10 protein-coding genes are annotated in these 15,989 nt (G+C 45.4%); 9 read left to right on the forward strand and 1 reads right to left on the reverse strand.

The annotated features are described in order from the left end of the window. Nucleotides 1-137 precede the first annotated feature (137 nt). From C5745_RS15070 to C5745_RS15110, 9 genes are all read left to right on the forward strand, one after another. Nucleotides 138-3,359, forward strand: coding sequence for a SusC/RagA family TonB-linked outer membrane protein (locus tag C5745_RS15070; protein WP_105717839.1), 3,222 nt, complete (start codon nt 138-140; stop codon nt 3,357-3,359). A gap of 20 nt (nt 3,360-3,379) precedes the next feature. Continuing rightward, nucleotides 3,380-5,236, forward strand: coding sequence for a RagB/SusD family nutrient uptake outer membrane protein (locus C5745_RS15075; protein ID WP_207795819.1), 1,857 nt, complete (start codon nt 3,380-3,382; stop codon nt 5,234-5,236). Between the two features lie 24 nt (nt 5,237-5,260). Beyond that, the gene (locus tag C5745_RS15080; RefSeq protein ID WP_105717841.1) at nt 5,261-6,934 is read left to right on the forward strand and encodes a hypothetical protein; all 1,674 of its coding nucleotides are present in this window, start codon (nt 5,261-5,263) and stop codon (nt 6,932-6,934) included. A gap of 48 nt (nt 6,935-6,982) precedes the next feature. Then, a complete protein-coding gene (locus tag C5745_RS15085; protein ID WP_105717842.1) occupies nt 6,983-8,719 on the forward strand; it encodes a pectate lyase in 1,737 nt (578 codons plus the stop codon). A 68-nt stretch (nt 8,720-8,787) separates the two neighbouring features. Then, nucleotides 8,788-9,234 carry a ferritin-like domain-containing protein gene (locus C5745_RS15090; RefSeq protein WP_105717843.1) on the forward strand — a complete coding sequence of 149 codons (447 nt, stop codon included), beginning with the start codon at nt 8,788-8,790 and terminating at the stop codon, nt 9,232-9,234. 163 nt (nt 9,235-9,397) lie between these two features. Further along, on the forward strand, nt 9,398-10,558 hold the full coding sequence (locus C5745_RS15095) for a glycoside hydrolase family 88/105 protein (RefSeq protein ID WP_105717844.1): 1,161 nt from the start codon (nt 9,398-9,400) through the stop codon (nt 10,556-10,558). A 6-nt stretch (nt 10,559-10,564) separates the two neighbouring features. After that, nucleotides 10,565-11,521: an alpha/beta hydrolase gene (locus tag C5745_RS15100; protein ID WP_105717845.1), complete on the forward strand. Its 957-nt coding sequence runs from the start codon at nt 10,565-10,567 to the stop codon at nt 11,519-11,521. Between the two features lie 21 nt (nt 11,522-11,542). Continuing rightward, nucleotides 11,543-13,105 carry a pectate lyase gene (locus C5745_RS15105; RefSeq protein WP_207795820.1) on the forward strand — a complete coding sequence of 521 codons (1,563 nt, stop codon included), beginning with the start codon at nt 11,543-11,545 and terminating at the stop codon, nt 13,103-13,105. Between the two features lie 332 nt (nt 13,106-13,437). Then, complete coding sequence (locus C5745_RS15110) at nt 13,438-14,805, forward strand: hypothetical protein (RefSeq protein ID WP_133166359.1); 1,368 nt, start codon at nt 13,438-13,440, stop codon at nt 14,803-14,805. Here C5745_RS15110 and C5745_RS15115 read toward each other — a convergent pair. Continuing rightward, nucleotides 14,802-15,821: an energy transducer TonB gene (locus tag C5745_RS15115; RefSeq protein WP_105717847.1), complete on the reverse strand. Its 1,020-nt coding sequence runs from the start codon at nt 15,819-15,821 to the stop codon at nt 14,802-14,804. The genes C5745_RS15110 and C5745_RS15115 overlap by 4 nt on opposite strands. Nucleotides 15,822-15,989: the final 168 nt, after the last annotated feature.

Here is a 15,989-nt window from a genome sequence, read left to right on the forward strand (position 1 = left end):
CAAATAGGAGAACTTGATGTTTAGACCAATTGAATCTGTTTAAAATCCAAAAAGAAATACAAAGTGTCATAATCTAAAAAGAGATTATCGTTCTTAAATTTTTAGGTAACCAGTTTAAATTATTTATCAAAATTATTATGAGGATATTAAAAGCTTTCATGCTGATGTTCTTCTTCGTCCAGTGTGTTATTGCACAGGAGCGAACTATTACAGGTACCGTACTCACACCGGATAGGGCGCCGCTGTCGGGAGCCACCGTAAAAGTAAAAGGTACTGCCAGGCAGACCAGTACGACTGACGATGGAAGGTATAGCATTACCGTTTCGCCAAGAGACCTTTTGGTGTTTACGTCTGTGGGCTATGTAGAGCAGGAGAAGGTAGTCTCATCTGAAGACAAAACAGTCAATATTGTCTTAGAAGAAGGATCTTCTGACTTAGAGGAAGTTGTTGTCATTGGATATGGAACCGTCGCACGAAAAGATTTAACCGGATCAGTATCATCGGTTGGCGCTAAACAGCTGAAAGATATTCCGTTGAGTTCTGCTGCAGAAGCGCTTACAGGGCGTCTTGCCGGGGTATCTGTCACGACGACAGAAGGAGCGCCGGGTGCAGATGTAATGATTCGGGTGCGTGGAGGTGGGTCAATTACACAAGACAACTCGCCGCTATATATCGTTGACGGGATTCAGGTAGAGAATGCCCTATCGATACTCTCTCCCCAAGAGATCCAGTCCGTCGATGTGCTTAAAGATGCATCTGCGACCGCTATTTATGGAGCGAGGGGCGCCAATGGTGTTATCATCATTACCACAAAAGGGGGAATGAACATGAAAACACAGGTAACCTACAATGGCTTTGGTGGCGTACGAAAAATCACCAACCAGTTGGATGTGATGAATCCGTATGACTATGTGATGTATCAGTATCAAGCCTATAATCTGAATACTGATGAGCAAACCAGAAACGCATTTCGTGACCGATATGGAAGATGGGAAGACCTAGAGCTTTACCGGGATATGCCGTTCGTCAACTGGCAAGACGCTATTTTTGGCAGAAATGCTAGAAATCAAACGCATGTGTTGGGTATGGTCGGTGGTTCGGAAAGAACATCGGTCAATTTTAACTTGACACATACTAATGAAGAAGGGGTGATGATCCGGTCCGGTTTTCAGCGGACCTTGGCATCATTGAAGTTAGACCACAAAATTAACGATCGCTTCAGAGCTGGCTTCAGTACACGCTACAGCCGACAACGTACTGATGGGGTAGGAACCTCCAACACGGGGTCACAAAGTAACAACCGCTTGCGGAATGCTGTACGCTATATGCCTTTTATAGCGCCGGGAATGGAAAGTGTTGTTGATGAATTTGATCCAGATTTTACCAATCAGACTAATTTGGTAAATCCCATGGTTCTCGCGCTGGACGAGACCCGAAATAACTACAGAAACGATATTATCTTTAATGGAAACGCTAGCTATGAACTTATCAAGGGACTGAGTCTTCGAACGGTTTTCGGTATTAATGCTACGGATCGTAAAGACAATCGTTTTCAGGGAATTTCGACCGGGGTTGCGCGTCAAAATAATAATCAACCGGTGGTTAACTTAACCAATGGCGAATCATTATCGCTGACGAACACCAATACCTTGTCTTACAGGAAGAAAGTCAATGATCATGCGTTTGATGGCGTAATCGGACACGAGATCTACCAGATCAACATCAAAAACCAATCTACGGAGGTGAAATGGTTGCCTGTAGATATTACCGATGAAGAAGCGTTTGCCGGCATTCAAAAAGCAACACCGCCAGACGGTATGCTGCAGACACCACCCGCGACGAACTGGTCCGAAAGTCGTTTATGGTCGTATTTTGGGCGGGCAAATTATACCTATAAAGACCGTTACATGGCTACGGTTTCTATGAGACGGGATGGCTCCTCCCTTTTTGCCCAAGAGAATAGGTGGGGGACTTTCCCCTCTATGGCATTAGCTTGGCGTATCTCCGAGGAAGATTTTATGGAAAGCGCACGCGATTGGCTACCGGAATTGAAAATGCGTTTTAGCTATGGTGCCGTGGGGAATAACCGTATCGGTATTGACTTGTATAAAACGATGTACGGTGTGCATAGCAACTACTCCTATGCGTATGGCGAAGCGATAACGCCGGGTTTTGCCCCGCTTTCACTTTCTAACTCCACGTTAAGATGGGAGACCACCGTATCCAGAAACTTAGCATTGGACTTCGGGATTCTGAACAACAGAGTTACCGGTTCGGTGGATTTCTATATGAATAATACCAAAGACCTCCTGCTTGATGCGCGTGTGCCCGCCACCAGTGGATACGCGACACAGCTAAAGAACATTGGGGAAACCCAAAATAAGGGGATCGAAATTCAATTGATGGGTACACTTGTGCAGAATCGTAATTTCACGTACCAGGCGCAATTCAACATGTCGTTCAATCGGAACAAGATCGTAAGTCTAGGTTTGAACTCTGATGGGCAACCGCTTAATTCCTACCTTGAGCGGGCTGGCTGGGTAAGCAGTCAGTTTGAAGACTTTATTGTCGGCGTCGGTGGCCCTGTCGGGCAATTTTACGGATACGTTACGGATGGTTTCTATACGATTGACGACTTTGATTATAATGCGTCAACCAGTGCCTACACCTTGAAGGAGGGTGTCCCCAATTCGAGAAATGTGGCGCTCGGCAATAGGAATCCACAGCCGGGCGATCTTAAATTGAAAAAGCTCAGCGACGACGGAGATGTGATGATCAATGCAACAGATCGTACGATCCTAGGAAACGCCCAACCTAAATTCATTGGCGGGATGAATCATCAATTTGCTTATAAAAACTTCGACCTCAGTGTGTTTATGAATTGGTCGGTCGGAAACAAAGTGTACAATGCCAATAAATTAGAATTTACTACACAGTATCTATATAGAGATAACAATATGTTGACAAGTATGAATGATCGTTTCAAATGGTTTGACGACAACGGTGTAAGAGTAACCGACCCGGAAACATTACGAGCAATGAATGCCGACGCTACGATGTGGACGCCACCAGGAGGCGCATATTTCCTACACTCCTATGCAATCGAAGATGGTTCATTTCTGCGGATAAGCAACGTGACTTTGGGCTACTCTCTGCCGGAAAACTTGATTCGTCGTTCCCGCGTTTTCTCAAATTTCCGCATTTATGCTACGGTAAACAACTTGTTGACTATTACGAACTATACAGGGTATGATCCCGAGGCCAATACACGACGGAATAACCCGTTAACACCTGCAGTAGACTATGCCGCATATCCAAGAAGCCGCTACATTTTGGCAGGCGTGAATGTCACATTTTAATCCTTAAGAAAATGAAAAAAATGAAATATATATATAGGATGGGTGTCGCTTCCATGGCTACGATGGCCTTGTTGTTCACTTCATCCTGCGAAAAATATCTAGAAGTAGAAAATCCTTCTAATTTGACTCAAGATGCGGTATTCGGGAGTGTATCATATACCAATTCTGCTATCACAGGAATATATAACCGCTTGATGGGCGACGATGGGTATGGAAGTCGGTTATCTATTATATATACGCAATCAGCCGATGACTTTAAAACATCTGGATCCTATAGTGCGCTTGATAGACGAGGAATAAGTGAATACGGCGTAGCCCCGCAAAATACCGAACTAAACAACCCCTTTCGTCAGTTATACGAAGGGATAGAAAGAGCTAATATCTGTATTAAGTTTATTCCATTGTCCGAACCGTATAATAGCGGAACGGAAAGCGAAAAGGCACAGATGAGGAAGTTTTTAGGAGAGGCCCTTGCGCTGCGAGCTTGGTTTTTCCACGAAGTTATTCGTAACTGGGGAGATGTACCGGCTTCTTTTATTCCCTCAGCAGATCAGCCGGACCTTTATCTAGAGAAAATGGATCGGGACGAAATCTATGATCAAGTACTTGCGGATTTGGAACAGGCTATCGCGCTGCTGCCTTGGCAAACAGAATCCAACGACCCAAACACACGTATTACCAAAGGTGCCGCCAAAGGCATTCGTGCCCGTATCGCCCTAGCGCGCGGCGGATATTCCCTTCGCAGGGACAGTAGGAAGATGGAGCGACGGTCGGATTACCTGCAGTATTATCAAATTGCACGTCAGGAATGTTTAGACGTGATAGAACGGGGGGATAATGGGCTTAATTCAAGCTTTGAGGACGTGTTTAAATCACTGCATGGACAATCATCTTTAGATGCAAATCGTGAGATGGTATTCAGGGTAGGCGCTTATGGTGGTAACGCCCGTACTGACAGTAAATTGGGATATGCTAACGGTTTGCGTCAAAACACCAGTTCCAGCTGGGGGTATGCGAATGGTGGTGTTCGGGCTATTCCGACATATTTTTACGAGTTTGGTATTGGTGATACGCGCCGGGATGTAACGTTGGGATTGTTTGAGCTTACTGCACAGGATGACAAACAGGTGGTGACAGCCATTAACATGACGGATGCTAAGTTTCGGAAATATTGGACGAACATCCACGATCAATCCCAAACATTAGGGATAGACTGGCCGTTGTTGCGCTATGCGGATATTTTGTTGCTATTTGCCGAGGCCGATAACGAATTGAACGGAGGACCGTCTGTACAGGCTATACAAGCACTGAAGGATGTTCGTGTGCGTGCTTACGCAGGTGACGAAGCAAAAATAGGCGCAATTCCTACAAGTAAGGACGAGTTTTTTAAGGCTATAGTTAAAGAGCGTCTGTTGGAGTTTGGTGGCGAAGGCATACGCAAGTATGATCTGTTGCGGTGGAACTTAACGGAAACAACGCTCAATGAAACACGGGAGAAACTGAACGCATTTAGACTGGGTGAAGGGATGTACGACAATGTGCCTAACAGGATCTATTTTAAGCTATCGCCCTTCACCAATAGCAGCGCTACGGAGGAAATACTGAATATTGATTTTGTTGGGGGGACCATCGATGAGGCTTTCTATAGATCAACGCCCGGCGGAGGTTCAGCGCCGGCACCAGAGGGTTATACTGCGATAAATTGGCGCGATGCCGTTAGCAACGGTTATGTCTATGGTGTAAATGATTCGGGTACGCCGGATGGAAGTGGCTATGCATTGCATTTCAAAGCCGGGCAAAGTGAATTGTTACCGATATATAGTGAAATCGTGTCGGAAAATTATCGGCTTACGCAGGATTACGGTTATTTACAATAGGATATAACGAGAAAAATATAGAAGATGAAGACATTACATAAATATAATATCCATTGGCTTTTGGCATCATGCTGTGTCCTTTTGTCTATTGCCTGTGATAAAAACGGAGAGCTTTTCAAGGAGTTCAATCCCGAGCGGATGTTTATGCCCGGCGGAGAGATTAGATCTGAAAGCGGAGAAACAGAAGTAAGACTGACGTGGGGTAAAGCACCCAATACGGAAACCTCAAATTACATAGTAGAGGTGTCGAAAGATAGTTTATTTACCAACGGAGCACTGTTCTCTCTCAATACGGACACGACCGGTGTCGTTATAACCGATCAGCAGATAGAAGTTCAGACTAAATATTTCGCAAGGATACGTACGGCCGAAACAATACAATCAGAAGCATCCAATTGGTTACATAGCAATGGGTTTCTGATCCGTGGTAAACAATTGTTCAATTTTATTGATGAGCAAATAGATTTACAGGATACCTGGGTGCGCTTGACGTGGCGTCCGGACCAAACTACAACCAAGCTTATTGTCGGAACACCTACGGGAGTAATAGATGAAGAGACCGGAAGAGAACAATTTCTGGTAGCACAGGAAATTACATTAACAGCAGAAGAAGTCGAATTTGGAGAACGAAGGGTAGACGGTTTACAACCCGAAACCGAGTATATTGCATTTTTGTTTGCAGGTAGCGTACAGGTAGGTGATATGAAATTCACTACCAAAGCCACCAGTAACTTCACGATAGAGGTCACACCAGAGGATGATCTCGCACAAGTGATTGCCGATGCTGAAAATCAGGCTGTTATCGGACTGCATCCAGGCGTTTATGACCTGACGGAAAATGTGGTGCGGATTGAGAATAAGCACATCACCTTCGGTTCGGTATCCGGCAATCCACTAAACACAACAATAAACCCCAAAGGTTTTGAATTGCGTGGTGATGGCGCGGGGATTCATTTAACTGACATTACAGTGGATATGCTGAATGTGGAAGGAACATACTTGGTCGATTTACAGGGGGGCGCGACGACATTTAGCTCGATTCTCGTACAAGGCTGCCGTATTAATGGCATTGGTAGAGCATTAGTGCGCGGTAGCCGTGCCGGAAATAGGGAACATCAAATCGATTATATCCGCGTGGAAAACAGTATTGTACAAGACAATGACCAGGACTATGCACTATTCGAATTGCAGAAGTTGCAGATGAATCGTTTTGAACTGGTGAATTCTACATTTAATAGGTTAAGTACGAATATCTTGCGTTACGATACCAATATCGGTACACCGGAAGCAAGTATCCTTATCGACTATTGTACCATAAATGCTTTTGGTAATACGGGTAACAGACGCCCCCTAATGGATGTGAACACACCTGCCGATATTGTAGTCAACAACAGTGTTTTGGCAAACACGGGCTGGATTTCACCTCGGTTTACCTCGTTATCGATGAATAATGAATTGCTAAGAGCAGGCAACGGTGCGACGGCGCGAATAGCCAATACGAATGTCTTTAACCTATTGAATTCTGCCGCACCGCGGGAGCCGCTTAATATCCCAAGTGTCGTCGTTGTATCAAATGTATTGTCGGAAACATTGCCCTGGGATTTAACGACAAGTGATTTCACGCTACCGGCTAATTCGCCACTACGGACAGCAAGCAGTAGCGCTGGGCCTATTGGAGATCCGCGTTGGGCACGTTAATTATAGGGGCTTCTTGCCCCTACTTTTAAACTTAACCGTTATAAAATAATGATGATCAAGGATATCAGTTTGCAGATCAAAAAGATCTCTCTAACTGCGGTTAGCTTATGTATATTAGGCATAACCATAAGCTGTAGCAAAGAAGTACAGGAGACGGCGGGTACTGTATTACCGCAACCCGAAAACTTTACCATAACACCAGCAAGTAAATCGGCCATATTTGAATGGGATGCTGTAGATAAAGCAGATGGTTACTTTCTAGAACTCGGGACCAACAGTTCCTTTTCGGAGATTGTCGCCAAAACCGATACGACACAGCAAACCGAGATAGAATTCAGCGGATTGTCGCCGGCAACGATTTACTATGCCCGTTTGCGCGCTATCCATAAGACTAACCCTTCTTTTACGTCTAACAGGCTCGTGGAAACCTTTACCACGACAGAAGAGGAACAGCCTGAACTGGCATTAGCATTCCCGGGAGCAGAAGGCTATGGTAAGATGACAACAGGTGGCCGCGGCGGTAGGGTGATTAAAGTGACCAATTTAAACGATGCAGGCGCAGGGAGCTTACGGGCGGCTGTCGAGGCATCTGGACCACGAATTGTAGTTTTTGAAGTCTCTGGGAATATCAAGTTGACACGGAGATTGCGGATTAGCCAGGGCGATATTACCATTGCCGGACAGACGGCTCCTGGTGACGGCATTTGTATTCAAGACTATGAAATGACCGTCGCTGCGGACAACGTTGTGATCCGGTTTTTACGTTTCCGAATGGGAGATTTGACTCAAAATGAGCAGGATGCGTTGTGGGGACGTCACCAGAAAAATATTGTTATTGACCACTGTTCGATGAGCTGGTCTATCGATGAGTGTTCGTCATTTTATGCAAACAGGGACTTTACGATGCAATGGTGTATTCTGGCAGAGAGCTTAAATAAATCGTTCCACGAAAAAGATGATCACGGTTACGGAGGAATATGGGGCGGTCATCAGGCCTCTTTTTATCACAATCTGTTGGCACACCACAATAGCCGTAATCCGCGCTTTGACGGCGGAAATCGTTCTGGTACAGGAGGATTGAGCCCGGTTGGAGCCGATAAAGTAGATTATCGCAATAACGTGATCTACAACTGGCGGGGTAATTCTGCTTATGGCGGAGAAAACGGCGAGTACAACATCGTGAACAACTATTACAAGCCGGGACCGGCAACACCTTCGGGACGTAGCAGACGTATCATGCAGGTATCCATGGAAAGGAATGTGGATGCGGATCTTTTGGGGCATGGCGTGTTCTTTATCGAGGGTAACTATGTGTATGGCAATGCGGGTGTTACGATGAACAATTGGGCCGGAGGTGTTGATTTCGATTCTGGTGTTTCTGCTGTGCAAGCGCAACGGACGACACCGTTCCCTTTTGAAATACCAAGTAGGCAACGCACAGCCGAACAGGCTTATGAGCAGGTATTAGCAAAAGCAGGGGCTTCGTATAAACGTGATGCGGTAGATCAACGTGTTGTGGATGAAGTGAAAAACGGTACGGCGACTTTTAATGGTTCGAAAACGGGCTACGCGGGCATCATCGACTCACAGACGGATGTCGGCGGATGGCCTACATTGGCACAGACTACAGCCCTAGACGATACCGATGGAGACGGCATGCCTGATGCGTGGGAGATTGCAAACAATCTGGATCCAAATGTGCCGAATGCCAACGGACGGGATCTAAGCGAAGTATATGATAATATCGAGGTATATTTCAATAGCTTGGTGGACGGGTTATATTAAAATCCAATCCCGAAACTTTTATTCCCTGAAACCGTTCTTATCATATAATCAACAAAGAAGAAAATGTTATGAAAGGGATAAGACATTTAAAGAACTTAATAGAGATCAATAATGATCGTACACTGGGATTTAGAAAAGCATTGGAAGACCTAGAGCCTGTAAACGCAGACCTTAAGCTCATCTTCACAGAATCAGCCGCACAAAGCGAACATTTTGCGCAAGAACTTACTATTTTAGCCGAACAACATGGAACAGAAGTGGATGAAGATGACGAAAGTGTGGCGGGAGCCATTCATCGCGCTTGGATCGATGTAAAAGCGCTGTTCGGAGGTAAAGATCGAAAAAGCATCTTAGAAGAAGCCGAACGTGGTGAAGACGCAATCAAGGCTGCTTATAAAAAGGTGATGGACAGCGGTGATTTGACCGGGCAGGCATTGGAAACCGTGCTTGACCAAGCTGGGCAAATCAGAGTCTCCCACGATAGAATCAAAGCTTTACGCGATAGCGCTAGTTAGCTTTTCAAACGAGGGTAATGCTTAAATGAGGTATTGAAACAGTGCAAACGTTGCCGGCAACGTTTGCACTGTTTTTTTATGCTATTTCTTATGTATTTATTTATCAAATACTTATTGTTGTAAAACATATAATAAACCGAACATAAATATAAACCTCGTTCAGATGAAGAAGTTAATCCTATCGATATTTTCCGTTTTTTTGGTCCTACAAACTTTTGGGCAAAAAAACTATGTGCAGATGGCAGATTCTGACATGAAGCGTAACCCAGAGGCGTGGATGCTCGATTTTTCAAAAACGTTGAAATGGAACTATTGCCACGGCCTGGTGATGCAGTCTATCTTACAAGTTTATGATAAGACAGGCAACCCGAAATATTATGACTATGTGTATGATTATGCAGACACGATGGTGAATGCTGATGGAACCATCAAGACCTATAAGCCTTTGGAGTATAACATCGACCGTGTCAATACCGGCAAAATTCTCTTCCCTATTTTGGCAAAAACGAAAGAGGATCGGCTCAAGATAGCACTGGATCATCAACGGGAACAAATGCGCACACATCCGCGTACGAAAGACGGGAGCTTTTGGCACAAGAAAATCTATCCGCATCAAGTATGGTTGGATGGACTTTATATGGCGGGTCCGTTTCTGGCGCAATATGCGAAAGAAAATGGTGAACAGGCACTATTTGACGACGTGGCATTGCAGGTTGTCGATGTCCGTAAACATCTGTATGATCCTCAAACAGGGCTGTATTTTCATGGTTGGGATGAAAGCAGACAACAACGCTGGGCAGATCCGAAAACGGGGCTCTCCCCTCACTTTTGGTCGCGCAGTATCGGCTGGTACATGATGGCCATCGTGGACGTTTTGGATTTTTTGCCAGAAAATCATAAGGATCGACCAGCCATTATCAGCATCCTACAGGAATTGTCTGCGTCCATCGAAAAATTTAGAGATCCGGAAACAGGGATGTGGTACCAAGTCACCGATTTAGGTGATCGAGAAGGAAATTACCTAGAATCAACCGGTTCTATCATGTTTATTTACGCTTGGATCAAAGGAGCGCAAAAAGGCTATTTGGACAAGGCGTATTTAACAAAAGGAGAGCGAGCATATGATCAGTTTTTAAAACGGTTCGTCAAGACAGAAGCAGACGGCTCCTTATCCATCACCGATTGTTGTTCCGTAGCCGGATTGGGGGGCGAAAAGAACTATCGCGATGGAAGTTTTGAATATTATATTTCCGAGCCGATCCGGGATAATGATCCTAAAGCTATCGGACCGTTTATTATGGCGAGTGTTTTATTGGATAGGTAGAGAATAATGAATCTCAGAACATATCTTTTATCTTGCCTTTTATGCTACTTCGTGTTTATCACCTATGCCCAAATACAGGTGCCGAGAGATACTTCTTTTACGCTGCATGGGACATATTTAAAAGAGCGGAAATACCGTCCTTATATCCGCATTTCGGAGCCGAAAGTTGACACGCAGATTCGGACCAAGTTAAATTTAGTGTATGATCACATTGGAGAGCGTCCATTATTTTTAGATGTGTTTTACCCTGATGGAGATTCCTCGACGCGTTATCCCGGAGTGGTGCTGATTCACGGAGGGGGATGGCAGTCAGGCGATAAATCTCAAATGCATTCTATTGGCAAGGCATTAGCGGCTAAAGGTTATGTTGCCGTTGCGGTAGAATATCGCTTGTCTTTAGAAGCCAAGTATCCTGAAGCTGTCTATGATTTGAAGGCGGCGGTAAGGTGGATGCGAGCAAATGCCGATAAAATCCAGTTGGACACCAAGCAAATAGCCAGCTTGGGAACGTCTGCGGGCGGACAATTGGCCAGTCTATTGGGTGTTACAAATGAAAATCCTGATTTTGAAGGACGGAGTAGAGGAAATGCCGGGCAGGTCTCCGATGTCCAAGCTGTTGTCAATATAGACGGAACGCTTGTGTTCCGGCACCCAGAGTCTTCCGAAGGTGCCGCAGCATCCAATTGGTTGGATGGGACCTATGAACAGAATCCGATAAACTGGGAATTGGCGGCTCCTCTAAACCATGTGTCACGAAATTCGGTGCCGATTATATTTTTAAATAGTTCTATTCCGCGATTCCATGCAGGACGAGATGATATGATCAAAAAGCTCGATCGGTATGGTATTTATTGGGAAATTCGAGAATTCCCCGATACGCCTCATCCGTTTTGGTTCTTCAGCCCTTGGTTTCAACCGATGATGGACTATACGGTCACTTTTTTGGATGGGATATTCCAATAAGCCCTTACATTATTTAACAACATGAAAAGTCTACTTATTTTCTTGCTGTCGGTTTTCTCCGCTGGATCAATATTTGCACAGCATGATATTGCTGCTTTTCCGGGAGCCGAAGGTTTTGGACGTTATGCTACAGGCGGACGCGGAGGAACGGTATATCATGTAACCACACTGGAAGATGGTGACGAACCGGGGACATTTCGCCATGCTGTCTCACAGCAGGGCACACGCACGGTGGTATTTGATGTGGCAGGAACTATTTTTCTCAAAAACCGCCTAAATATCGTCGACGGCAATCTGACCATTGCCGGACAAACAGCACCCGGGCAGGGGATTTGTATTGCACGCCATCCGGTATCCGTTAACGCAGATAACGTGATTATTCGTTACATGCGGTTCCGTGTGGGTAATGAGGGAGGCGGCGAACCGGACGGATTAGGAGGAACAAAAAACAAGAATGTCATTATAGACCATTGTTCCATTAGCTGGTCGGTTGACGAAACCTGTACGTTCTATGGCGGCGAAAACGTAACGGTACAATGGTGCCTGATTTCGGAAAGCCTTCGTACAGCCGGACATGCTAAGGGAAAACATGGTTACGGAGCCATTGTAGGCGGACACCGGTCTTCATTTCATCATAATCTGATGGCCCATCACGAAAGTCGCATGCCTCGTTTGGGTCCGCATGTTTCGACGCAGGAGCGCGAATATGTGGATATGCGCAACAATGTGCTTTATAATTGGGCGGGAGCGGGGTGTTACGGTGGCGAAGGAATGCACGTGAACATTGTAAACAATTATTACAAGCCTGGTCCCGCAACGCCGAAGAATAGTCGTGTACACTATCGTATTGCTGCTATCGGCGTACGTACTTCCGAATATGTGACCGGAAAGAACGGTCAACCCAATGGATGGAAACCTATGGAACATGTTTGGGGGCGTTTTTATGTAGACGGAAATGTGATAGAAGGATATGAAGAAATTACGCGAGATAACTGGCCAAAAGGAATCTACGAACAAATTGGTCCTAACAATGATAACACTTTTACGGAGCGGGTGAAAAACGAGATGCGCCTTTCCTCCCCGTTGGAAACCGACGTTGTTACCACCCACACTGCTCAGGAAGCTTATCGTTTGGTTGTACAATATGCAGGATGTTCGAAACAGCGTGATAGCATTGATATACGAATCATTGAAGAAACGAAAAACGGAACAGCAACTTATCTCGGCAGTATTTCTTCAGACGCTAAAAATTATCCCGGACTCATAGACGTTCCTAATGATGTAAAACCTTCAGACGCAGCAAGCGCGTGGCCCGATTTGAGCGACAGCGATGTTAACCCCGAGTCTCTGCAAGATTCCGACGGCGATGGTATGCCGGATTGGTGGGAAAAAGAGAACGGATTGGATCCCAATAATACCTCTGACGGAAGAGCCGTTACATTGTGCAAAACGGGATACACCAATCTTGAGGTGTATCTGAACAGTTTAGTAAAAGAGCTTACACAGAAACAAAACAGCGAAAGTCTAAAAAAGGCAAAGTCCCCATTTTGTACATGTACATTGGCCCGTTGCGCATGTACATAGCGGTTATGTACAGTGACATAATGATTATGTCACTGTAGTTGACGGCTTTGTACCGTGTCAAAACGTATTTGTTGCCTGACATATCGATTCTGTCCTTTTGATGGTCGATGACCGCACGTGACATATCAAACATGTCACGTGCGTGAACGACTATGTGCTTGTAGTTGACCACAAAGTCACGAAACATAATCAACAACTCACTTGACATGTCGGCTTTGTTCTGGTACAAAACAGAAATGTACCATGCAGGCATTCGCATGTACATATACATAACGACGAAAAAAATGAAAGAATAATTAATTACCTTTAGGGTATGCTAAGCTCACTAACATATGATTCATTGTAGAACCTTTATCGTACTCTTCCTTATTCAGTTCACTGTCTTCCCGTCGATGGCGCAGTCGGAGTTTTCGAGCCATATCACCTACGACAGCCTAATAACGAAAGCGAGACAACGGGATAAGCCTATGTTCTTTGTAGTGCATCAGCGTAGCGAGCAGTTTTCTCCTTATGCCGGCTTGACAATATCAAAAAAAACGAAAGACCTGCTCACGGAAGCCTTCGTTTCGGGCGTCGTACGGGTTGCCCCGGAAGAGGTTAACCATCCCATATCGAAGACGTACCACCTCCGTACCCCTATATATCTCTTTACCGACAAAGATGGTTATCCGATACTACGTTATAACAAACAAATCAAACAGGAAGATACCTTGCTGAAATTGATCGACTCCGCTAAGACCATCGCTGCAGGCGAGACTATGGGAAAGCTAATAAAGCAATATAGAAAAGGTTTCCGTAGCCAGTCTTTGTTACAAAAGTTGCTGGAGCAATATCAGATATTCGATCAGTATACAGACGAGCAAGTACTAAGTGATTACGTTTCTAGGCTAACGGTACAGGAACTGAATAATTTTGAAACGGTGGCGTTCTTGTTGCGCAGCGGCCCGGCTTATGATAGCCAGACCTACCAATTAGCTTACACCAACCGCAACATGGTGGATAGCCTCTATGCGACCCTGCCCTTGCCTATCCGAAACGAAATAAACGGGCGTATACAGCGTCAAACCTTTCGGGAGGCACTGGATAAAAAGAGCTTTGCTTTGGCCCAAAACTTGGGAAACCGGATGGCTAATACTTGGCAATCGCATCGTCTGCGAGGCAATATAGCCCGAAGTTACTATCCGATGAAGTATTTGCAGCTTTGCGGGGATACGATATCGTATCGATCCTATGCAAGAAATCATTATAACAATTATTTCTATCGTCTAGACCAGGATTCCTTAGCCAAGGTGGATTACGCCAATAGTCAAAATATGAATATCTCGAGAAGAGGATTCGCGTTAGACAGTGTCGAGAATCTACGCTTTCAGAACTGGTTGGAAAAGCATCGTCCGCGGTACGTAAAAACGCAGGTGGACAATTTAAATTACGGAGCGAACCAACTGCTGGCCTTTGGAAAAGAGGATCCGGAGGTGTTGTTCGATGGTATCCGCTGGATGCATAAATCTATTGCGCTACTCCCTGATCGCGGGCAATCTCACCATATCCTCGCGAAACTGCTATATCAAATCGGTTTTTATGCTGAGGCAGAAGCCGCGCAGCAGCGTGCGGTTGAGCTGTATAAACCACAGAAGCATTACTATAAGCGAATGCAAGAAATATTGAAGCAGATGCAGGGCCGCTCCTGGAGCGGGAGCTAATTATTGCCGCTTTGACGAGGATCAGCTATATTTAACGAAATCGGCAGTGTATAGGCCACACGAACCGGAACACCCCGTTGGTAGCCTGGCGCCCATTTCGCTGACTTTTTGAGCATTTCAATGCCAGCGGCAGCGGTGCCATATCCCAGATCGTTTACGATTTCAAAGTCAGTTGGATTACCGGCTGTATCAACCACAAAACGGAGGATCACTTGCCCTTTTACACCAGCCCGAGCCGCCTCTTTCGGGTAGCGATAGTGCTGCGCCACAAACCGCCTAAGATTTTGTACACCGCCTGGGTACTCGGGGTGAACGTCTCTTTCCTTGTAAGGAAGCGTTGCTCCTACACTATCGGTGCTAACGCCCCCGGTAACGGTTCCCTCCTCGTACCATTCTTCAAAGCGGTACTTCCCTTTCCTAAAGGACCCTTCCCAGCGGCCTTCCCGCAAGCCTTCTTTGTACAGCCCTTGTTCGAAATCGACGCCATTGTCGTGGCGGAGCACTATCTCGCCATTGCCGTGCTGCACTTGCATGGTCCCAGTGGAATCCGCATAGTAGAGCAAGCGCTTATTCGTCCCGTCCCATGCTGGCCGTTCTTGTCCTTCTTTTGGCTTCAAATAAACCTTCACTTCTTTTAAAACGCCGTTTTCGTAATAGCGGTGTGCCGTATCAATCCGCTTGTTGTCGGTGTAATAGGTAGCAGTCTCCAGAGATCCGCTATCATAATAAGTTTCTACCAAGCCTTCCAAACGCAATCGCATCGGATCCGGAGCCTTCACCCACCCATGGCGCTTTAAGTTTCCGTTTTGATAATAATCGTTTAGCTCATACAGTCCCTGCTCGTTTGGCTTTATACGCAGTATGCTGGTATATTCCGCCGAATCCTTATATGCGGTACGACCGCCGTTCTTAGTGACGTAGGACACAATGGTTTCCTGTGCTCTTGATAATGGGGAAGCGAAAAGGCACAGTAAGAACAATGCGAATTTACAAGAGTCGATTATTAGGTGCTTCATATCAGTGCAATCTAGTAATGTTGGATTTTTTTATTAAAATAGAAAAAATACGTTAATTTAGAGCGAACCACAAATCATTATGAGGTTAATTGTCTAACATTTATTACTTTTACTTTACCATTATTTCCCCGCCGCCTCCCCGATAACCGTTATTGCATGATTGATAGA

It is taken from the genome of Sphingobacterium haloxyli, assembly GCF_002980525.1.
Lineage (GTDB): Bacteria > Bacteroidota > Bacteroidia > Sphingobacteriales > Sphingobacteriaceae > Sphingobacterium > Sphingobacterium haloxyli.

Coding starts and splice junctions, on each gene's coding strand:
- C5745_RS15070 (WP_105717839.1), top strand. CDS start 138: ATGAGGATATTAAAAGCTTTCATGCTGATGTTCTTCTTCGTCCAGTGT.
- C5745_RS15075 (WP_207795819.1), top strand. CDS start 3,380: ATGAAATATATATATAGGATGGGTGTCGCTTCCATGGCTACGATGGCC.
- C5745_RS15080 (WP_105717841.1), top strand. CDS start 5,261: ATGAAGACATTACATAAATATAATATCCATTGGCTTTTGGCATCATGC.
- C5745_RS15085 (WP_105717842.1), top strand. CDS start 6,983: ATGATGATCAAGGATATCAGTTTGCAGATCAAAAAGATCTCTCTAACT.
- C5745_RS15090 (WP_105717843.1), top strand. CDS start 8,788: ATGAAAGGGATAAGACATTTAAAGAACTTAATAGAGATCAATAATGAT.
- C5745_RS15095 (WP_105717844.1), top strand. CDS start 9,398: ATGAAGAAGTTAATCCTATCGATATTTTCCGTTTTTTTGGTCCTACAA.
- C5745_RS15100 (WP_105717845.1), top strand. CDS start 10,565: ATGAATCTCAGAACATATCTTTTATCTTGCCTTTTATGCTACTTCGTG.
- C5745_RS15105 (WP_207795820.1), top strand. CDS start 11,543: ATGAAAAGTCTACTTATTTTCTTGCTGTCGGTTTTCTCCGCTGGATCA.
- C5745_RS15110 (WP_133166359.1), top strand. CDS start 13,438: ATGATTCATTGTAGAACCTTTATCGTACTCTTCCTTATTCAGTTCACT.
- C5745_RS15115 (WP_105717847.1), bottom strand. CDS start 15,821: ATGAAGCACCTAATAATCGACTCTTGTAAATTCGCATTGTTCTTACTG.